This window comes from Luteimonas saliphila (assembly GCF_016774335.1).
Classification (GTDB): domain Bacteria; phylum Pseudomonadota; class Gammaproteobacteria; order Xanthomonadales; family Xanthomonadaceae; genus Luteimonas; species Luteimonas saliphila.
The window spans coordinates 208,940-226,634 of record NZ_JAETWA010000045.1 but is presented as its reverse complement, the minus strand read 5'-3'; the positions used below and the strand labels follow the sequence as shown (position 1 = coordinate 226,634).

The window sequence follows — 17,695 nt, the reverse complement described above, 5'->3', positions numbered from 1 at the left end:
TCAGTCCTTCTTGTTCTTTCGGGCGGCATCCATCAGGACGCCGAACACTTCGTCAGGGGTTGCGGGCTTGGGCGCTTCCTTGGGCCACGCCATCAGGTCGCGCGGGGTCACGTCTTTCAGGAATGGCGCGACGGCGCGGGCAATCGCCCACTCCACGCGGACATGCCCGTTAAGCGGTCCCATCTCTTCCGTGTAGGCCATCCAATCCAACAGCTCCCCGTAAGACACCCGCTCGCGCACATCGGCCACGGTCATGCCGAGGGCCATGGCCAGGTCGTGCAGGAACTTGTCGCGAGCGGTTAGGGCTTTTTTGCGCCGTTGACCTCGTTGAAGGCGGCGAGCATTGCGCCAGCCAGCGCCGGATGCAGCTGGTACGCATCCTTGAAGGTGATTTTCTCTTTGCCGTCGTTGCCCAGCGTGATCGTCTCGGCGATCAGCTTGCAGGTCCGGTTCTTGTCGTCGGTGCCGGTGAGAAACAGGTTCTCGTGGTCGCCGACCGACAGCTTCTTCACATGGATCACGGCGGTGATGTCATCGCTGCCGTCCAGCTTGAAGGTGATTTCCTTGCGGACAGGAACGTCCGACACCAGCGCGCCCTTGGCGCGCAGTTCTTTCATCGTGGTCATTTCGTCTCGCCTGAATAGGTGGAGGGGCGCGGTAGCACGGCGAGGAAACCCCGCTGACCCCCTCCGAAGGTAGTGCTACGCCGTTAGGTGGTCGCGCGGACCAGGAGCGGGAAGTCCGACACCTGCACAGAGATGTTGTTGGTCACCTTCTGCCCGGTAGCGAACGACCACGGGAAGTCGGACAGGTAGCCCTCGAACGTGATGAAGCTGCGGTCGGTCGGCAGGATGAACCCGTCGGAATCGACGCCGGTCGGCGGAGTGTCCGGGTTGTCGGCCAAGCCGAGCGCCCACTCCAAGGTCGTGCCGGCACGGTAGAGTTCATGCATCCGCGCATGAGACTCGTCGGACAGGTCGAACAGGATGGTGAACGTCGCCGCGCCGGGCGTCAGCAGACCAGCCTCGAACCTGCGCGCCTCGTCGGAGATGCAGGTCACGTCAAGCTGGTCGCGGGAGGCCGTCAGGCCGTCAAGGGTGGTCACGCACCCGACTTCAACAACCTCCGGTCCGCCGCTGGCGTCCGGGTCGATGAAGTACAGGTTGGAACCCTGCACATTCAGAGCTGGCATTTTTCTTTCCTTCCATCGATGGGAAACAGCGCCTCACGGCGCGGTGAACCGGCAGCCTCACGGCTGGCGGCTTCGGGTTCTAGACCCCGAACTAGCTGCCTCTATCCGTCCAGAACTCGACGGTGAAGCCGGCGCGGTACAGGCCCGTTGCGGTGTCCCTGTCCTCGCCGTTGTATGCGGTGACGTAGCCGTGCGGCTCGAATGCGTCGCGCAGGGCGATCAGCACGGAGCGCGCACCTGTTGCGGTGGTGGCGTAACAGTCCACCTGGATTCCGGTGTTATCCGAATCGGGCAGTCCGCCGATGTAGTTTGCGGGCGAGCCGTAGACCAACTGCCATACGGAATAGGGCGCAGCCGCGATGGCGTCATCCTTGGCGTGCGGCGCTTGGTTGAACGACCAGAACCGGGTCGGGTTCGTGCCAAGCAGCGTCGTCACTGTGACGGACTGCGCGGCGTAGGTGAAGATGGTCGGGATCATCAGAGCTTCGCCAGTTCCTTATCAAGTTCGACCTTTGCCGCGTCCACTACGGCGTTGGTCACGGCCGCCACGTTGTTAGCCAGCGCGGGCCGCATGAACGGCTGCGCGGCTGCGAGACTTGTCCCCAGCTCAATGAACCGCCAGTGGGTCGTGTTACCGCCGGGCTGGCCGTTGTCGCCGCTCGTTGGCTTGGCGCCACCACGCACGCCAATCCGCATCATCGGGCCGCCTTCCTGCCGCTCCCGCCGCGCTCCACCACCTGCAACAACGGTGTTCTTCCAGATTTGCTCGCGGGTTGCTGGGTCATCGATCCGCTTGGCGTTGTTGCGCGCCGCGTTGCGCACGATGTTGGCGCCCTTGCGAAGTGCCCGTCGCATCCCGCGCTTGGCGAACTTCTCCGGCAGGGCCTTCAGCTTGCGCTTGACTTCCTCAAGGCCCTCGATTCGGAACTCGAAGTCAGCCACTCAATTCCCCTTCCAAACGACCACCCGGTATTCGGGCTTGCTTGCGATCCCCTCGTGTTCCTCAAGCCGGCCATACGCGGACAGCTTGCCCCGCCAGAACTCTACGGGGTGGACGTTCCGATGCGCGGGCTTGCCGTCCCCAAGGATTCGATTGCCCTCGGCGCAGCAGATCGTGAAGATGGCCGCCTTGCCTGCCATACTCGCCACGTCGGCCAAGACGGCATCAGTAAACTGTTCCTCCACGTGCTCCATCACGTCGCCGCAATACACCACGTCAGCGGGCGCAGGGGGCCCGTCCAGACCCGGCAAGGCGGGGTCGTATCCCCGATACTCGACGCCACTCAAAGCGCCGCTTAGTGTCTGCTTGCCGCACCCGTAGTCCAGCAGGGCCCGCGCCCCGGATCGGTCGATGACGGACTGCACCAGATCGGCGTGCATTTGCCCCGCCGTCCCATACCTTGGATCTTCGTGCGCTTCCCGGTTAAGCCTGCGGTATTCCTCGGTAATCAATGCCACGCGCTCTGCACCCACGGAACACGCGATGTCCACGGCTTCGTGGTCCCGTTGTGCTGGATAAGCACCGCATCCGACGGCGGCTTCACCGCACCATTTCGCAGGTCGCGGATGCTGTAGATTCCGGCCGACTTCGGGAACAGTGGGCATCCCCAAAGCTTGTGGCTCAGCCACGCTTGATCGCTGCCACGGTATCCCTTGGCGCGGGCTTCGCGGATTGACTCGGCGCCCTTGAAGTCCGTCCAGACTTCGGTGCGGGCTCCCGGCGTCAACAGGTAGATTCCCCCGCCGATCCGGTTGTTGTTGTGTCCCCACGATGCGCTCGGCTTCCAGCCAACGAACTCGTCTTGCGGTGCGAACAGCTTGGACGCATCCCCGACCAGCAGAAGGTCAATGTCCACCAGCAGGACGCGCTCACCTAGGCAGCGAGCCTCGTCCGAAAACATCCACAGCCGCCGGTAGCAGCTCGGGAACCGTGAACCCTCCGGAGTTTTCAGGTTCGCCAGCGCGCGGGCGTCCGCAGGCGTTGGCATAATCTCGACCCCCTCGTCAAACTGCCCCGCATCGTCCGTGATGCAGATGAACCGATGCGGCTCCGGAAGGTGGCGCTTGAACATCCGGTGCAGGACGTTGACGTGCTCGGGCTTGTACCCGCGTCCACCGTCATTCCACAGCCATGTGACAATCGACTTCATCTAGCCTCGCCATGGGAAAGCACGTCAGGGCTGACCCTTCGGTGCAGTTGGTGACCTCAATGCCGGGGTTCCGCCGCCGCCATTGCTTGAACTGCGCGACGTGAATCCGGCGCTTGGCTTCGGTCGTGTTCGTGCAGCCGTTCTTGTACGGACCGAAGAAATGCGTGCCGTGCATGTCCAGCCCCAGCAGGATCACGCGCTTGGCCCCAAGGTTGCGCACCACGTCCAGCGCCAGGACACCGCTATTCCCCCGGCTGCCGAAGGTGCAGGGCTTGGCCCGCTCGACTCCCTTGATCTCGTTGGCGCTGAACTTGCGCCCTGAGAACTGGTGCGCCTCGGGATGCTTGCGCCACCACGCATGGTCATTGGCGACCAGCACGTCAGCCCACGGGGCCAGCGTGTAGGTGTTGCTGACCACGCAACAATTGTTGCCCCGGACGCGCTCGGCCAGCCCGGCCGACATGCTCGGGCCGGGGGCGAGGACGTACCAAAGCATTACGCGACCTTGACGCCCTCGCTCACCGGAAGCGTCTGATACTCCAACCCACTCACCGGGTCGGCCAGCACGCCGAGAATGTCGTACGCCATCCCGCGATGCACCGCGCGGTGCGATGCGTTCACGTCAGCCCGGCGGCGTATCGTGATGCGGCCCCGGACTTCGGATTGCTCGGCGGATGCGGCGATGAACTCGCGCGCGGACAGTGGAACGATCTCAGCCCACACGCGGGCGTAGGTCTGCCACGTCGTCTCCATCTCGCCCGTGATCGGATCTTGCGTCGTCACCGGAGCCTGTAGCTCGATGCGGTGGCGCAGGCGGCCGGATGCGAGGCTCACTTAGGCCACCGTCGGCCGACGCAGCCCGGTCAGCAGCGCCGTGCTCGCCTTGTTGAGCGTGTAGCCATAGCCCGCATCGGGTGTGACCACGTTGTCCTTCCCCTCGCCCTCGCGGAACCGGAACTGCGAGGCCAGCTCGATCAGCACCGCCGCGCGCACGGTCGGGTGAACGATGGGGGCGCCGCTGCTATCGAGCGCGGGGATCGGGTCGTCGTTGCTGTCCAGCACGGGGACACCGACTGAATCCAGCTCCGGCAGGTACACCCGCCACTCGTCTTTCAGCCACAGCGCGACCGCAGCCGACACGGCCGGGATGAAGATCGCCAGCCACCCGTCATCCGCCCCGCCGTCGCTGTCCGGGTCGTCCAGCCGAAGCTGATAGCGGGCGTCCTCGACGCTGACAAGCTCAAGCATCGCCGCCGACCTTCACCGGCTTGGTCCGGTCGATACCGTTCCGCCCGTCCTTCCCATCGCGGCCCTTGCGCGCCAGGATGCGCCAGTCCTCGCCATTCTCCCGGCACGGCTTGGCCTTCGTCTCGCGTAGGGCGATGAACGCGGTGCCATCATGCGTGTACACGTCGCCCTGTTCGGCGCCCTTGCCCTCGGACCAATACCCCCGGTCAATCGGGATCGGCAGCCGCTTGACGATCTCACCACCCCGACCACGAATGGTCAGGGTGCGCTCGCCGTCATAGTCGAATTCAACGTCGGTGAAGTCGGCGCCGTCCCTGCCGTCGCGCCCCGGCGTGCCGTCCTTGCCGATCACTGTGCCCAGCGACTTGGTGCGGCCGTCCGTCAGGGTCACCACCAGCGATCCCTCGCGGTCGATCAGCAGGTCAGCCACTCCAGCCCCGTCCTTGCCGTCTGCGCCCTTCTCGCCGCGCGGGCCTTCCGGTCCTGGCGCGCCATCCTTACCGGCAGGCGGGGGGTTGTAGCCCAAGTGCTTGGCGACCGCATCAGCAGTGCGGGTGGCGATGACGTGATCGATGACTGGGCTATTGACCAGCTCGGACGCAACATCGGCCGCCGACACAGTATCGCCGGGAGGTCCGCGATCACCGTCCCTGCCATCCTTTGGGGGGTTGGCCTTGATGTATTCTGCAAGTGATTCCGCTACCTGCAAGTCAATCAGCGTCTTGAGCGCGTCAGTTTTGACAAGTTCGTCAACAACGTCAGGCACTGCCACCGGATCGGCGTCGCGGCCCGGATCACCGGGGGCGCCCTTCTCGCCGCGCTCTGGCTGCCGGGCTTCCAGTTCCTCGATCCGCTTCAGCAGCGGGGCTACGGCATCCCGGACGATCCCGCCCATGTGCTTGCCGAACTCAATCGGGTCAATCATCGCGTAGCCTCGATACGGGCGGCGTCAAACGCCTTGAGTGTGTAAAGCTCCGCAGCCATGCGGCGCGTCTCGTCGCGCTCGGCTTCCGCTTCCGGGTCAGGCTCGGGTTCTGGGGCGGGTGGTGGTGCGGGGTTCTGCTCCGCTTCCACGATCTTGTTCTTGCGCACCTGATCCAGCGGGAAGTCCTGCTGCTGCATGTAAACGGTGTCGCCGCCGGACAAGGGCGCATAACCGAATTCCTTGCGACCTTCGTTCGGAGTGGCGATCCCGCCGCCAGTCAGCTTGACCATCACGTCAGCCTGTTTGCCAAGGTCCATGCGCAGCAGAGGCCACAGGTCCAACTCCACGCCTTCCGGCCGGCTGATCCGCAACCCCTCGTCCAGCAGGTTTTCCATCGACTCGATGTGCCCCTGCAGGGCGTCGGCGTAGTAGAGCTGATTGATCGCGTCCACCCCCAGGCCGGCGGGGATCGCCCCAATGCCGATCTTGAACGGCGGCACGCCGAACGGCTGGCAAATCTGCTCGTCGGAGTAGCGCATCTGCTCGACCAGCTGCGAGTCTGCGGACTTCATCGCAAACGCGGTGAACTTCATGTCCGCGCCGATTACCGCGATCTTGCCGGCGTTGGCTCCGGTGTAGTTCTCGGCCCAGTAGGCTTTGATCGCTTCGGCGTCCTCCGGCCCCATCCCCGCAGGCGCCGTCAGAATGCCGCCCGGCTGCGCGTTGTTGCCGAAGAACTCAGCCGATGACTTCAGAATCTTCAGGTTCTTCACCGCTGGCCAGTACGCGGCACACAGCGGCGGAACCCCGATCAGGTGGTGGTGAAAGCAATTGATCCGGTCGTGGATGATCTCCGAAGCCGGGACCGTCAGCTGTTCAGCCGGGTACGATTGCGGCAGCAGGTTCTGCGCCGACGGATAGTTGATCTGATAGAACACATTGCCGGCGTCCGACACCATCGGGATCACGCGGCACGGGTCCAGCACGTACAGGGACGTGACCACGCCCCGATTGTCCCTTTGCTTCAGGACGTAGGTGTTCCCATGAATCAGCTTCGACAGAATCCACGACTCGCGGAACTGCTGCGCGGTCTGGTATCCGTTCGGCTTGCGCAGGACGGGGCTATAGGCCGTGTTCTCGACCGTTTGCCAGATTCCGTTGTCATCCTCCCGCTTCAGCAGGAACGGCAGCTTGCCAATGTCCTGCGAAATTCGGTTCAGGCACGCATACAGCGCCGGGTAGCACGTCAGGTCGCCGACCTTCAGCTCATCGTTACGCTGCCACGCGCCAGCGAACGGTTCGTGGATCGTCCGCCAGCCTCCGCGCCAGTTGGAGACAGGGGTTAGCGCCTTTTGGCTGGTCGCCGCATTGCGCAGCGCCCCAAAGATGGTCAACTCAGCCATTAGGCGTCAGCCCCTTTGTAATGTAGCCCGCCGCTGCCAGCAGGAACGCGCCAGAGGCCACCAGCGCCCACCCGGCACCAGCCAGCAAGGCCACACCGGAAACAACGCTCACGGCGCCGCACAGCGCGAATCCGAGGACATAGGTCATCGGGTTGGCGGCGAATGCCGCGAGCTTGCCTTTCATTCTTCGGCCTTCATGTCCCGGCGCTTGTACTGCCGCTTCGGCTTGCCGGTGAGCGGGGAAATCTCCAGCTCCGGCTCAACGTGCCGGGTGTCATAGACGGGCCGCGCGATCTTGCGGGCGATAAGAACCTCGCCGATGCTGTCCCGCACTTCCCGCCGAGATCCGTTCGCCACGTATTCGATCAACATTGGTCCTCGCCTATGAAAAGGAGGGGCCGGTTTCCCAGCCCCTCCGAACTACCGCTTACGACGCGCACGCATTCCAGTTGACATGCGCCCAAACCACCGACTGGGCACGACGCTTCGCCCAGTTCAGATACCGCTCCACTCGGAAGCCGATGGAGTTGGTCTGCCACAGCGACACCAAGGACGTTGCCGTCGGGGTGATGCTGTTGTTTGTCGGCGCGGTGTCGAGCTGGATGGACGCCTGATCCGAAACCGAGACCTGAATACCACCCTCGTCGCCGAGGAAGATCTCGTCACCCTTCACCAGCATCACGACCGGGCCTTCCGTCTCGTCCAGCACGTACTGAGACGTATAAACAGGCAGGCCGGCCAGAGTGCCGCCGGTCGGGGTCACGCCGGGGAAGGCAGTCGCGCCAACCTCGTTCGTCGCCATCGACAAGTCAATTGCGGTGGTTTCCGACATGACCCAGAAAGCGCCAGCCACGGAAAGATTCTCCGTAACCAGCTCCTTCAGGAACTGCGCGATGTCGCAGCGGATGCCCGCCACGCTGCCGTCGCCGGTCAGGGTCAGTGGAGTCACGTTGTTGCGCAGACCGGCCGGAGACTCGTCCGGAACCGCCGCGTCCTCCGACACCAAGGTGGTGTCGATACGGGCATTCACCGCGCGGGCCAGCTCGTCACGAATCAGCGTGTCAGCGGCTACAGAAGCCCGCATCAGCATTTCCTGAGTCGCTGCCGCGATGGTGGCGACCTTAAGCGGGGACAGGCGCGTCTTGGTGTAGCCCCAAGAGGTTGCGCCCTTGCCTGCACCCTCCGGGGTCCAGTAGCCCATCGCGCCCGAAGTCTGAATCAGGACGGGCGTATCGAACGGCAGGGTACGGAAGCGGCTTGCGATCTGACCGAACAGGCCGCGTGCACGCAGGTACTCCACGAAGTCCGCGAACGCAGATCCCCGGTCGTTGATCAGCGGGCTTGCCCACGTCTCGGATTGCGTGTTGGCCGCCGACACTGGAGCCTTTTGCACCAGATTAGTGACCAGCTTTTCATCGCCCGGGTACACGTTCTTGGCAATATCCAGCTCATTGCGGGTGCCGGCCTGCCCGGTGAACGCCAGCGCCTTGACGCGGGCAATGCGCGCGAACGCCATTCCCGGCTCAAGCTTCGTGGTGTCTTTGACCTCGACATGCGAACGGGCGGTTGAAACCGTCGCGTTGCGGTTGGCGCTGTCGTTGATCGGCGCGGCGGTCGCAGCATCGGCCTTGTCCATCGCTTCCAGCGTGCGCAGGTTGCCCACGTTCTTGTCGATGGTGCCAAGCTCGGCCTGCAGGGTGTCGAACTCTTCCTGCTCGCCAGTGTCCAGCGTGCGGGCCTCGTCGGAAGCCTTGGCCTGGATCGCCTTCATGCGCTCGGCCTTGGCCTTGCGCGTCGCCTGCAGATCCTCGATCTGCTTCTTGTAATCGCTCATTGTCTTTTCCAGCAAAGGGATTGCTTCGCCTCGCGGCGATGCGGTCGGCTGCCTCACGGCAGTCGGTGGCGCAGCCCTACGGCTCCCGTTCCACGGGGAGCACTGCCTGCGTGAATGTGGCGGGCGGTTAAGGAGTCGAACCCTTACCCATCTCTGGGCACCACGGTTTTCGAGACCGCTTGCCGTCCAGCACAGCGGAACCGCCCGTTTGAACCTGGCGGGAGCGGCAGGATTCGAACCTGCGGGCCACAACGGACCTACGGCTTAGCAAGCCGCTGCCTTCGGCCTCTCGGCCACGCTCCCAAATAGGGCCGGGAATCCCACCCGGCTGTCCTGTCAGGACTTGCGCTGTCTCACGACAGTGCGGCGATTCGTCTCACGACGAAACGGGAATCTCTGCGAAATTTCCGCGTTCCCACGTCAACTCAAACTCGACGCCGGGCCCGTACTTTTCCTCAATGATGTCAGAAACCGTGGACCGCATAACTTGACGAAACTGCTCATCAGACACGTTCGCAAGAAACTCTTCCGTGACAAACACAATGTTTGAGGCAGTCTCTCCGTGAATACGTCCCTTGACCAAGTATGGAAGGCCTTTCATCACAACCTCGCCGTTGCTTGAGTTAACGGAGCGGAACCGCCCCGTTCTTGATGTGCATGTCGCGGGCTGAAAGCAGCTTCACGACTGACTCGACATGTTCCGGCTCGGCACGCTCAATGCCCAGCGCCGAACGGATCACACGGGAGTCGGCGGACTTGAACGCCGTGACCACCGCGTCAGGGTTGGCCGGGACTCCGACCAAAGACAATTCCAGCATCTCCCACTTCGTGAAGCGGTAGCCGCCCGACCTCATCAGCTCGACGCCATCCTCCAGCACGCCGAAGCCAATCGACACCGCATCCAGCAACTTGTACTTGACCGAATGCCACGCCTCGTTCACGCGCTCGCGGACGGTGCCGGCTTCCTTCACGTCGGGGATGTGCGCCTCGAACGGAATGCCGGCCTTCGTCGGGCGCCCGAACTTGACTTGGCCAACGGGCAGATCGTGCTTGTGGTACAGGTGAAGTTTTACTGGGCCGCGAAACACAACCCCTTCAGGCTCCACCACGTCGCCCACACGGTCAACGGTCGGGGTCGTCGCCATGCCGCGCACGATGCGCTGGTCATCCTCGACGGACTTCACTTCCAGCAGGCTCCAGGCCTTCTTCATCTCGACTCACCCTCGATTTTCGCCGTCAACTTGGCCAGCGCCTCGCGGGCCTTCCGGCACAGCGCGCTATCTGGCTTCCTGCAAAACAATTTCACCGCACGCTTCCGCGCGGCAAGGCATCGCGCACAAGCCATTCAGCCCACCATGAACATCTGGAGGGGCTTCTTTTCTTCTTGAACGTGCATCGTTGCCGTCCCCATCGCCATTGCCAGCGCCTGCATTCCGTCCATGCGGCCGGTGGACTTGCTCTTGTCCAGCTTCCGACCGCCGGCCGGGTCGCGGACGACGACGGAGTTACTGGCGCACATGGTCAGGACCGGGTGTTTTCCGTGGGCCACGCGGCCGTTCAACAACTCCGCTTCCAGCGCGTCAACGGCGGGACTCATGTCCTTGAAGCCCTGCCCCCACTCCTTCAGAGGTAGCCGCAAGCCGATGCGGTCGAACTCTTTCTGGAGGATCGAAACCCGCCAGCGGTCATACGCGACCTCAACAACGTTCAGCCCTCGGCAGATTTCCGCAATGTCCTTGGCGACATCCTCATAGTCCACCGTGGCGCCCGGCGTCGTGCGGATGTATCCCTGATTCACCCAAACGTCATACGGTGCGCGGTCACGCTTCGACCGATCGATCACACCATCGCCCGGCGTCCAGAAATACGGACGAACCTGCCACACGCCCTTGACGCGGCCGACCAGCACAAGCGCCGTCAGGTCGGTTCGCATGGACAGGTCAAGCCCGCCATACACCGGACCGTCGAACGGACAAGGCTCAGCGCCGCACGAATCCCATACATCGCGGGAGATGAAGGGCGACACCGTGGTCACCCGCTGATTCAGCAGCAGGTTCCGGTGCCCGTTCTCGACGCTGGGCATCCGCTGCGCCTGCACCATCTGCTCGCGCAAATCGTCTTCCGACCGGAACAGGCCAAGCGCCGGGTTCGACGCCCGCCAGGCCGACTCGTCCAGCAGGTCGCAGCCTTCCGGCGCGGCGTACAAGTGACACACGATGCGCGGGTCGCGGGACTCCTGAGCGTCGTCAAGCCAGATCGATAGCAGGTCGCCGTCGTTGGCGGCCTGCGTGGAGATTGCCACCAGCAGCGGGTCTGAGTGCGCGCCCTGAGACGTTGTAATCGCGTCGATGAAGTCGGACTGCGGACCCCGCACCTGCCCCACTTCGTCCAGAATCGCCAGGACCGGGGAAAGCCCGTGCGCCGTCTTGCCCTCAGCCGCCAGAGCCCGGTACTCAACATTCATCGGCAGCCCGATCAGCCGCTTGCCGCTTGGCACGATCCGGACGACCTCCGACAGTGCCGGCGATAGCTGCACCATCTTCGACGCAAGGTTGAACACCAGCGCCGCCTGATCCCGGCTCATCGCGCCAGAAACGATCTGGCTGTTCAGCCGGGCCTCCGGGCCGACAAGGTGCGCCAGCAGCAGGCCGGCGATCAGCCCGGACTTTCCGTTCTTGCGCGCAATGGAGAGGTAGGCCCGCCGCGTGCCGGCCGGGTTGTCGTATACCGCCTTGATGAACTCCTTCTGGAACTCAGCCAGCCGGATCGGCTTCCCGACAGAATCACCCTCTGGAACCGGGCACAAATCCTCAATGAACCGGATAACGTCTCCGGCCCGGCTCATGACACCCGGCGGATCAGCGGATGCACGTTGTCGGCAGCCGCAGCAGAAGCACGCTCCACCTTCAGCGCGTTGCCCGCGTCCCGGCTCCGGCCCTCGGTCGCCTCCGGGTGGATATGCAGCAGGCGCGACAACGCGATCACGCGGCGGCTTGCGTCGGAGATGACCTTGAACAACGGGTGTGCCTTCCTGTCCTGACCCAAGTCGCCGTCCAAGGCAACCCGTGCCCTCATGCGGGCAATGTCCGCGTAAAGGGTGGCCAACTCAGCCGCGTTCGCCAGGTCAATCGGAAGCCACCGATCCCGCGCCCGCGCCGTCATGATCCAGTCCCAATACGGCCTCGCGGCCTCGGGGAACTCCATGTGTTCCGGCGGACTATGTGGCCCCAGCGATGCGTTCTGCGCAGCCTGCACGGCGGCCGCTGCGCTATCGGAACGACGGTTCCTGTTTTTCTTGTCTCGTTCCATAATTGGGATTCTTTGGACTTAGCGGTAAAAGAGCGATTCGGGCGGCGGTCAGGAGCCGAACGGGGGTTTCTCGGATACCTCCCCCCGCCGGCCTACGCTGCCAGCTCCAGCCCCAGCTGCCCTAGCGGCCTGTCCGACTTCCTGCCATTGCACTCGCGGCAAGCACACTTCACGTTTCCCCACGTATGGGTTCCGCCTGCCGCCAGCGGTAGAACGTGGTCAATCTCTGGGGCCCTCGGGTCACACGAGCCCCTGAGCCTCGCAGGCGTCTTTCTCCCGCACAGGTGGCAGGCCCACTTGTCCCGCTCGAACACAAGTAATGGGTCTATGCTGTCTGCCATCGCGCCGCGCTCTAGCGCCCTACGCTTGGACTTGTATACCCGCTTTCCCTTCCGCCTGGACGGGGACGCCTTACGCCATTCCCGTATTCTTTCCTGCCGGCACTCAGCGCACAGGCGGGCGCGCCCATGGCAATCGCCCATACGCCCATTACACCTAGCGCACAGGCGAGGCTCTGGCCTCTTCCTTTCGACGTACTTCGCCATCCTTCTCAGGGCGGCTGCCTCTGCCCGAACAATGGCCGCCTTGGCCGCGCGCTCTAAGCCGACCCTCTTGCGAACATCGTGGGCGCACTGCTGGGTGCAGTACAGCATCCGGTCCACACTGGAAGACCTTTGCCGGGAGAAGCTCCCGCCGCAACCCTCACACACGGCGGTCAGCACTGGGCCTCTACCCGTGCTGCCGCATCTCTCGTCTTTCCTCTTCCGGGCGCGAGGCTTCTGCTTCTCCCTCTGGCGGGAGGCCTGCACCAGACAGGTGCGGCTACAGTAGCGCCTGGGCATCCGACTCGGCAGGCCGCTCCCCTTGTTGATCCTAGGGGCAATCCTCTCTCCACAGTGGGCGCAGCAACGGATAGAATCCGCCTCAGCCATACAGCCTCCAACTAGGTTGCGTGGTTAGGGCCGGCAGGTGTTGGTAGCACCTGTACGGCCCGCCTATCTTAGCAGCCCTAGCTGTTAACCGGCCATCCGTCAACACCGATGGCGCAAACTCCAGACTTTTCCTCAGCCTGCTTGGCGCTGTCATGACACGCCTTGCACAGGGGTTGCCAATTTGACCGTTGCCAGAACAGCCTCTGGTCGCCCTTGTGCGGCTGTATGTGGTCCACCACGTTAGCGGGGGTGATCCGGCCCTGCCTCTCGCAGTAGCGGCACAGGACGTTCTCAGGGCGCGACAGGAACGCCGCCCTAGCCTGCTGCCACTTCCACCCGTATCCCCTCTCGCTTGTCTTGCGCCTGTCCGTGCGCCAACTGTGCGTCATATGCCCTTACCCCACTTGCTGGGCATGTGGGCTGGCCAGTTCACAGGTGCCTGAAAGGCCACCAGTCCTCGTAGATGATGGCGCCAGTGGCCCATATAGCGACGAAGGAGCCGGATAGTGCGGTGGCCCACACGGCCACAGCGGCAAGCCAACCGAGGCTTACCCCAGTCGCCGCAAACAGGGCTGCCCAAAACAACACGAACACCTCATAGCCCGCGATCTTGGCGCTCATCGTATCGGCCTCCCAGCCATGTCCACCTGACGCTCTACCTCAGCGCCCGTGTCCTCTGCCAGCAACTCATTCTCTGTGTGCTTGGCGTCCGCGATCCGGTGCAGGCCGTCGCCGATGTGGCCTAGTACGCCTATCAGCGCGGCCTTGAATTCGTCGTCAGTCATGAGATTCTCCGCGGATGCGGGCCATGATCCTTTCTTCGGCCATCCGGACTATTTCAGAATCTAGGATGCGCTCGGCATCGGCCAGGTACTGCCCCTCAGACTGGAACTCAACGTTGACCCTGTACCTGTTCTGGCCATGGCGTGACAGCCGGAAGCCTTCGTTGTGATCCTTATCCCGCAACACGCGGGCGATCAGCTGAATCGACTCATCCCTTGCGCTGAAGCCTGCCCTGATCCCAACGTCAATCATGTCTAGCTCTCCAGCGCAGTAGAGAAACGCTGTCCGTGTAGCCAATCCCAATAGAAATCGGCTCAGGGCACCGCCACGAAATGCACTTGCTGGGAACCCAATCACCCGGCAAGCCTTGAATGAAATCAACCAGGTCCTGTTTCGTCTTGACCTTCATGTCCTACCTCGCCGTAGGTTCCTGCATCCATTTCGGATAGGGCCGATCCCTACCCAATAGCTTGTTCGTGGCGTCCCATGCCTTGCGGGCCTTGCGTCTCATTGCCTCCCTGCGACGACGGCACCCTTCGCATCCGCGCATCACATGTGCCTGAAAGGCCACCAGTCCTCAAAGATGATGGCCCCGATGGCCCATACGACAGTCGCAGAAACTGCCAACGTCCCGGTAACCAGCAAAAGCACAGCGGCCACCCCTTTGATGCTGGCGGCAAGGATGACCACGGCCGCAAAAAGGGCCAGAATCACCGCATACCCCGCAAATCTTGCGCTCATCCGCCACCTCGCCGTGGTGTGTGATATAACGCGGCCATGAAGGCCGCCCTCGCCCTGCTTCTGATCGCCAGCCAGGCCTATGCCTGCGACTGGAAGCTCACCGAGTCCGTGGACCCGATGGATGACACCCGCAGCTGCCAGATTTCCTCCGGCGCCGCTGGCATCTCACTGTTCGTCACCCCTGACCATGTGACGTTCGGGACGCCATCGGTCTATCGCAACGGCACGCTGCGCATCCGTGTGGACGACAACGAGTCCATCGTGTTCGGCCGGCACCGCTCTACCGGCGCCTACTTCTCCGGGGATGCCGAACCCGCCGTGACCGCACTGAGCCAGATCATGACCGGCCAGCGAATCCGGACCGTGTACACCGATTACCCCAAGACGTTCGAGGGCGACGCCCCGATCTGCAACCTACCCGAGCTTATCCGGTCCTGTCAGGCGCCCTAGTTCAGGGTTTCGGGCTCGACGTTTGCCTCGTAGGCGTCGGCCGCAGTCCTCAGCATGTCGGCAACTGTCTTGCGCGGCAGGGATAACCCGATCAGCCGCAAGTCGCCTGAATCCAGCAGACGAAGCGCAAAGCCGATCTGCCCGTCCTCTTGGCACGCTTGGGCGAAGGCGATGCCCATGTCATCTAGGGTCACGAGACCTCCGTACTGCGTACCTTCTCGGCGTATGCCTCGATCCTGGCGTCCACGTCCGGCACTCCCAGCAGCTGCAGGGCTTCCCGGTTGCGCTCGATGTCGTGCTCGTCGCACAGCCAGAAGGTGTGCTCCTGCCTGTCCAGCGCGCATGGGGCGGTTGTCCACTCCCACAGCTTCCCAGTGGCGCCGCACTTGGCGCAGTGGGTCATTGCTTGGCCTTGAATGACTCGATTGCTTCCATGTCTGGATAGCGGTACGCCACCCAGTCCGGCATTGCCGTGAACTTGCCGTCTTTCTTTACCTGCACGACAACCGAGTGGCCCGGAAGGTTTCGATACGTTTGGTCGTATTCGTGGAGAAGCTCGGCCATGCTCGCCTGCCAGTCGTCCGGCATCTCGTGCATCAGGACGCGGGGCAGCGTCAGCCACGACGCCCGGGACAGGCCGAACCAACCCCACAGCGCTTGGTAGCCCGGCAGTTCCCGCCACACGCCATCGCCGCCCCTGACCATCTTCACGGCCTCAGTGCCTCGTATGCCTCGATCAGTCCGTCCCGCTGGGCCTGCAGCCGTCCGACGAGTCGAAGAACCTCTCGCAGATCGGCTCGACGTAGTCCGTCCTGTCGCTCAAGTTCGGCGGCAGTGGCGGCGTCGCGGGACACGAGGTCGGTGGCGCAACCTGCCCAGTGCTTACGCAGCTCGTTGCCAGCAGAGACAGCACGATCAGCCCTAGCTTCCGCATCTTGTGCCCTCTGTTCGGCTTGCTTGGCGGCTTGGGCGACTGCCTCGACCCTTGCCCGTTCCTCGCCTCGAGCCTTCTCGGCGGCGATGACTTCCCGCTGTGCTGCGTCCCGCTGTACGTGGCTCAGGGCAAGCTCGGCCCTAGCTGCCCTACGGTCGCCACTTGCCTGCCCCATGGCGAAGGCCACGTAGGCGATGAGGGCGGCGGCCAGGAAGTGCGGCCAGTAGCGCAGGAGAATGGTCACGGGAAGCTCAGCGCGAACTGGCAGTGCTGGTCCGCCGTCATGGCAGACACGACCCCCACCACCTCACCCCGCTCATTGAACAGGCCGGCGCCCGAGTCGCCCTTGCAGATTTGGGCAGCGATCACGATGGCGTTCTCGTCCACGCGGGCCACGTAGCCCTCGCGGTACACGTCGGTTTCGCCGACCGGATTACCCCACCACCGCAGCCGGTCACCCTGCCTCGGCAGATCGCCGCGCCTGGCCCAGCGCTTGAACTCCAGGCCCTTGACCCGGAGCAGCACGAAGTCGCGCTTACCCGTCTCGACCGTCTCGACCTCGACCGGCACGCCGCTGACCTGCACCACCTTGCCGCAGTGCAGCGCCGTCACCAGCAGGTCAGGCCCGACGGCCGTTCCGCTGCAGATGCCGCTTGCCGTCGTCAGCCGGTGATTCACGCTCCGCAGGTCCGTGTGCGTGGGAATGGACGCGCAGCCGCCACACCCCGCCAGCAGCACCAGCAGGGCGGCGAGGGTGTGTTTCACGGGGAACGCCTCCAATGCGGCCGCACGATCGCGACCAGCAAGCCCACAATCGCCAGCGCCACTAGCCAGTGGGCGGCGATCAGGGCGGGGATCACGGTTACTTTTTCTCGTTGCGTGCCCGGAAGGCAGCCGCGCGGCAACTCCCTTGCATCCGGTCAACCTCTAGGCGCCCGAAGGCCCCGTAGAGCACCAGCCCGGTGAGGCCCAGCAGCGACAGGAACAGCAGCACGTCAAGCGCGAACATGGCAACGGCCATCACGCGCCCGCCTCGTCCGTGTCGTCCGGCTTGCCGCGACTCTGGAACCACGCCCACGCCGCGCGCAGCCAGCCCGAGGGCACGACCGCCAGCGTGGGGAAGAAGGTGTACAGCGCGGCGGCACCGATGGCGCCCAGTGCGAATTCGATCATCAGCCGTCTCCGTAGCCAGTTTCGATCACGGCGAATCCCCCTTGTTGAGTGCGCGGAAGGCGGCGGCTCGGGAACTGCCCTGCATCCGGTCAACCTCTAGCCGCCCGAAGGCCGCGTAGAGCACCAAGCCGAGAAAGCCCAGCAGCGACAGGAACAGAAGCGCATCCGGCAAGAACATGGCAACGGCCATTACAGGCCGCCGTCCGTGTCGATTTCCTCGGGCCCGGTAATGCAGCCGTCGTCGCGGTCGTGGGCGCGGCTGCTCACTCCGGCATGCGTAGCGCCCAGGTACTGCGCCAACTCCGTCACGCGCAGGAACTCACGCCTAGACTCGGCGGCCTCCAATGCACTCACACCCATCTCAGCCTCCAAACGCCGCGCCGAACAGCGCGGACAGCAGTTGAACGGTCTCCGGCGGTGCCAGCACACCAGCGACGGACAGCAGGACGATGGCGCCCAGGCCCCATGCCAGCGCCTTGCGGACCTTGGGGTTGGTTAGGTCAAGCACCGGCCCCAGCCTTCCGCCTCGCGGCCAACGCCGCGTCCGCGGCCGCCCCGGCTTTCTCGGTATTCGCCGTCCGCTCGAACACCAGCGAGAAAACGTAGTCCCAAAAATTCGCT

Annotated in this window: 33 protein-coding genes and 2 tRNA genes; 1 reads left to right on the top strand and 34 read right to left on the bottom strand. The window is 63.9% G+C overall.

Annotated features, from left to right (window positions below; all coding sequences use genetic code 11):
* The 25 genes from JMO03_RS16345 to JMO03_RS16225 form a co-directional block, all read right to left on the bottom strand.
* The gene (locus tag JMO03_RS16345) at positions 1–267 is read right to left on the bottom strand and encodes a hypothetical protein (protein ID WP_202844805.1); all 267 of its coding nucleotides are present in this window, start codon (positions 265–267) and stop codon (positions 1–3) included.
* A 32-nt stretch (positions 268–299) separates the two neighbouring features.
* Complete coding sequence (locus JMO03_RS16340) at positions 300–626, bottom strand: phage tail assembly chaperone family protein, TAC (RefSeq protein WP_202844804.1); 327 nt, start codon at positions 624–626, stop codon at positions 300–302.
* Between the two features lie 83 nt (positions 627–709).
* A complete protein-coding gene (locus JMO03_RS16335; protein WP_202844803.1) occupies positions 710–1,192 on the bottom strand; it encodes a phage tail tube protein in 483 nt (160 codons plus the stop codon).
* Between the two features lie 91 nt (positions 1,193–1,283).
* A complete protein-coding gene (gene gp17, locus JMO03_RS16330) occupies positions 1,284–1,670 on the bottom strand; it encodes a tail completion protein gp17 (RefSeq protein WP_202844802.1) in 387 nt (128 codons plus the stop codon).
* Positions 1,670–2,134: an HK97-gp10 family putative phage morphogenesis protein gene (locus JMO03_RS16325; RefSeq protein ID WP_202844801.1), complete on the bottom strand. Its 465-nt coding sequence runs from the start codon at positions 2,132–2,134 to the stop codon at positions 1,670–1,672. Before JMO03_RS16325 ends, gp17 begins: the two co-directional genes overlap by 1 nt.
* Positions 2,135–2,572, bottom strand: a complete 438-nt coding sequence (locus JMO03_RS16320) for a class I SAM-dependent methyltransferase (protein WP_202844800.1) — start codon at positions 2,570–2,572, stop codon at positions 2,135–2,137.
* Between the two features lie 68 nt (positions 2,573–2,640).
* The gene (locus tag JMO03_RS16315) at positions 2,641–3,342 is read right to left on the bottom strand and encodes a hypothetical protein (RefSeq protein ID WP_202844799.1); all 702 of its coding nucleotides are present in this window, start codon (positions 3,340–3,342) and stop codon (positions 2,641–2,643) included.
* Positions 3,311–3,760 (bottom strand): hypothetical protein, encoded by a 450-nt coding sequence (locus tag JMO03_RS16310; protein ID WP_202844798.1) that lies wholly within the window; start codon positions 3,758–3,760, stop codon positions 3,311–3,313. The genes JMO03_RS16315 and JMO03_RS16310 overlap by 32 nt, the downstream gene beginning before the upstream one ends.
* A 77-nt stretch (positions 3,761–3,837) precedes the next feature.
* A complete protein-coding gene (locus tag JMO03_RS16305; protein WP_202844797.1) occupies positions 3,838–4,176 on the bottom strand; it encodes a phage head closure protein in 339 nt (112 codons plus the stop codon).
* Positions 4,177–4,590 carry a hypothetical protein gene (locus JMO03_RS16300; protein ID WP_202844796.1) on the bottom strand — a complete coding sequence of 138 codons (414 nt, stop codon included), beginning with the start codon at positions 4,588–4,590 and terminating at the stop codon, positions 4,177–4,179.
* A complete protein-coding gene (locus JMO03_RS16295) occupies positions 4,583–5,515 on the bottom strand; it encodes a collagen-like domain-containing protein (protein ID WP_202844795.1) in 933 nt (310 codons plus the stop codon). The genes JMO03_RS16300 and JMO03_RS16295 overlap by 8 nt, the downstream gene beginning before the upstream one ends.
* Entirely contained in the window at positions 5,512–6,918 is a 1,407-nt protein-coding gene (locus tag JMO03_RS16290) for a phage portal protein (protein WP_202844794.1), read from the bottom strand. Before JMO03_RS16290 ends, JMO03_RS16295 begins: the two co-directional genes overlap by 4 nt.
* On the bottom strand, positions 6,911–7,102 hold the full coding sequence (locus JMO03_RS16285) for a hypothetical protein (protein WP_202844793.1): 192 nt from the start codon (positions 7,100–7,102) through the stop codon (positions 6,911–6,913). Before JMO03_RS16285 ends, JMO03_RS16290 begins: the two co-directional genes overlap by 8 nt.
* Entirely contained in the window at positions 7,099–7,290 is a 192-nt protein-coding gene (locus JMO03_RS16280) for a hypothetical protein (RefSeq protein WP_238346239.1), read from the bottom strand. Before JMO03_RS16280 ends, JMO03_RS16285 begins: the two co-directional genes overlap by 4 nt.
* Before the next feature lie 55 nt (positions 7,291–7,345).
* Positions 7,346–8,752 (bottom strand): phage major capsid protein, encoded by a 1,407-nt coding sequence (locus tag JMO03_RS16275; RefSeq protein ID WP_202844791.1) that lies wholly within the window; start codon positions 8,750–8,752, stop codon positions 7,346–7,348.
* A 117-nt stretch (positions 8,753–8,869) separates the two neighbouring features.
* Positions 8,870–8,958 (bottom strand) — tRNA-OTHER (locus JMO03_RS16270).
* A gap of 9 nt (positions 8,959–8,967) precedes the next feature.
* Positions 8,968–9,055 (bottom strand) — tRNA-Ser (locus tag JMO03_RS16265).
* Between the two features lie 320 nt (positions 9,056–9,375).
* Entirely contained in the window at positions 9,376–9,963 is a 588-nt protein-coding gene (locus tag JMO03_RS16260) for an HK97 family phage prohead protease (RefSeq protein ID WP_202844790.1), read from the bottom strand.
* 134 nt (positions 9,964–10,097) lie between these two features.
* Positions 10,098–11,597 carry a terminase large subunit gene (locus tag JMO03_RS16255; RefSeq protein WP_202844789.1) on the bottom strand — a complete coding sequence of 500 codons (1,500 nt, stop codon included), beginning with the start codon at positions 11,595–11,597 and terminating at the stop codon, positions 10,098–10,100.
* Entirely contained in the window at positions 11,594–12,061 is a 468-nt protein-coding gene (locus JMO03_RS16250; RefSeq protein ID WP_202844788.1) for a hypothetical protein, read from the bottom strand. The genes JMO03_RS16255 and JMO03_RS16250 overlap by 4 nt, the downstream gene beginning before the upstream one ends.
* A gap of 92 nt (positions 12,062–12,153) precedes the next feature.
* Entirely contained in the window at positions 12,154–12,402 is a 249-nt protein-coding gene (locus tag JMO03_RS21220) for an HNH endonuclease (protein WP_238346266.1), read from the bottom strand.
* Positions 12,403–13,070: 668 nt separating this feature from the next.
* Complete coding sequence (locus tag JMO03_RS21675; RefSeq protein WP_202844787.1) at positions 13,071–13,382, bottom strand: HNH endonuclease; 312 nt, start codon at positions 13,380–13,382, stop codon at positions 13,071–13,073.
* Positions 13,383–13,422: 40 nt separating this feature from the next.
* A complete protein-coding gene (locus JMO03_RS16235; protein ID WP_202844786.1) occupies positions 13,423–13,614 on the bottom strand; it encodes a hypothetical protein in 192 nt (63 codons plus the stop codon).
* Complete coding sequence (locus JMO03_RS16230) at positions 13,611–13,778, bottom strand: hypothetical protein (protein ID WP_202844785.1); 168 nt, start codon at positions 13,776–13,778, stop codon at positions 13,611–13,613. Before JMO03_RS16230 ends, JMO03_RS16235 begins: the two co-directional genes overlap by 4 nt.
* Complete coding sequence (locus tag JMO03_RS16225) at positions 13,771–14,028, bottom strand: hypothetical protein (RefSeq protein WP_202844784.1); 258 nt, start codon at positions 14,026–14,028, stop codon at positions 13,771–13,773. The genes JMO03_RS16230 and JMO03_RS16225 overlap by 8 nt, the downstream gene beginning before the upstream one ends.
* 525 nt (positions 14,029–14,553) lie before the next feature.
* Between JMO03_RS16225 and JMO03_RS16220 the strand changes: the two genes are divergently transcribed.
* Complete coding sequence (locus tag JMO03_RS16220) at positions 14,554–14,967, top strand: hypothetical protein (protein WP_202844783.1); 414 nt, start codon at positions 14,554–14,556, stop codon at positions 14,965–14,967.
* Here the strand turns inward: JMO03_RS16220 and JMO03_RS16215 are convergent.
* The 9 genes from JMO03_RS16215 to JMO03_RS16175 all read right to left on the bottom strand — a co-directional run bounded on the left by JMO03_RS16215 (position 14,964) and on the right by JMO03_RS16175 (position 17,582).
* Positions 14,964–15,146: a hypothetical protein gene (locus JMO03_RS16215; protein ID WP_202844782.1), complete on the bottom strand. Its 183-nt coding sequence runs from the start codon at positions 15,144–15,146 to the stop codon at positions 14,964–14,966. The genes JMO03_RS16220 and JMO03_RS16215 overlap by 4 nt on opposite strands.
* Before the next feature lie 11 nt (positions 15,147–15,157).
* Positions 15,158–15,370: a hypothetical protein gene (locus tag JMO03_RS16210; RefSeq protein WP_202844781.1), complete on the bottom strand. Its 213-nt coding sequence runs from the start codon at positions 15,368–15,370 to the stop codon at positions 15,158–15,160.
* Positions 15,367–15,678 (bottom strand): hypothetical protein, encoded by a 312-nt coding sequence (locus JMO03_RS16205; RefSeq protein ID WP_202844780.1) that lies wholly within the window; start codon positions 15,676–15,678, stop codon positions 15,367–15,369. The genes JMO03_RS16210 and JMO03_RS16205 overlap by 4 nt, the downstream gene beginning before the upstream one ends.
* Positions 15,675–16,145, bottom strand: a complete 471-nt coding sequence (locus JMO03_RS16200) for a DUF2514 family protein (protein ID WP_202844779.1) — start codon at positions 16,143–16,145, stop codon at positions 15,675–15,677. The genes JMO03_RS16205 and JMO03_RS16200 overlap by 4 nt, the downstream gene beginning before the upstream one ends.
* Positions 16,142–16,666 carry a trypsin-like peptidase domain-containing protein gene (locus JMO03_RS16195; RefSeq protein WP_202844778.1) on the bottom strand — a complete coding sequence of 175 codons (525 nt, stop codon included), beginning with the start codon at positions 16,664–16,666 and terminating at the stop codon, positions 16,142–16,144. The genes JMO03_RS16200 and JMO03_RS16195 overlap by 4 nt, the downstream gene beginning before the upstream one ends.
* A 97-nt stretch (positions 16,667–16,763) precedes the next feature.
* Positions 16,764–16,922: a hypothetical protein gene (locus JMO03_RS16190; RefSeq protein ID WP_202844777.1), complete on the bottom strand. Its 159-nt coding sequence runs from the start codon at positions 16,920–16,922 to the stop codon at positions 16,764–16,766.
* On the bottom strand, positions 16,922–17,074 hold the full coding sequence (locus JMO03_RS16185; protein WP_202844776.1) for a hypothetical protein: 153 nt from the start codon (positions 17,072–17,074) through the stop codon (positions 16,922–16,924). The genes JMO03_RS16190 and JMO03_RS16185 overlap by 1 nt, the downstream gene beginning before the upstream one ends.
* A gap of 25 nt (positions 17,075–17,099) precedes the next feature.
* Entirely contained in the window at positions 17,100–17,264 is a 165-nt protein-coding gene (locus JMO03_RS16180) for a hypothetical protein (protein ID WP_202844775.1), read from the bottom strand.
* Positions 17,265–17,435: 171 nt separating this feature from the next.
* On the bottom strand, positions 17,436–17,582 hold the full coding sequence (locus tag JMO03_RS16175) for a hypothetical protein (protein ID WP_202844774.1): 147 nt from the start codon (positions 17,580–17,582) through the stop codon (positions 17,436–17,438).
* Between the last annotated feature and the right edge of the window lie 113 nt (positions 17,583–17,695).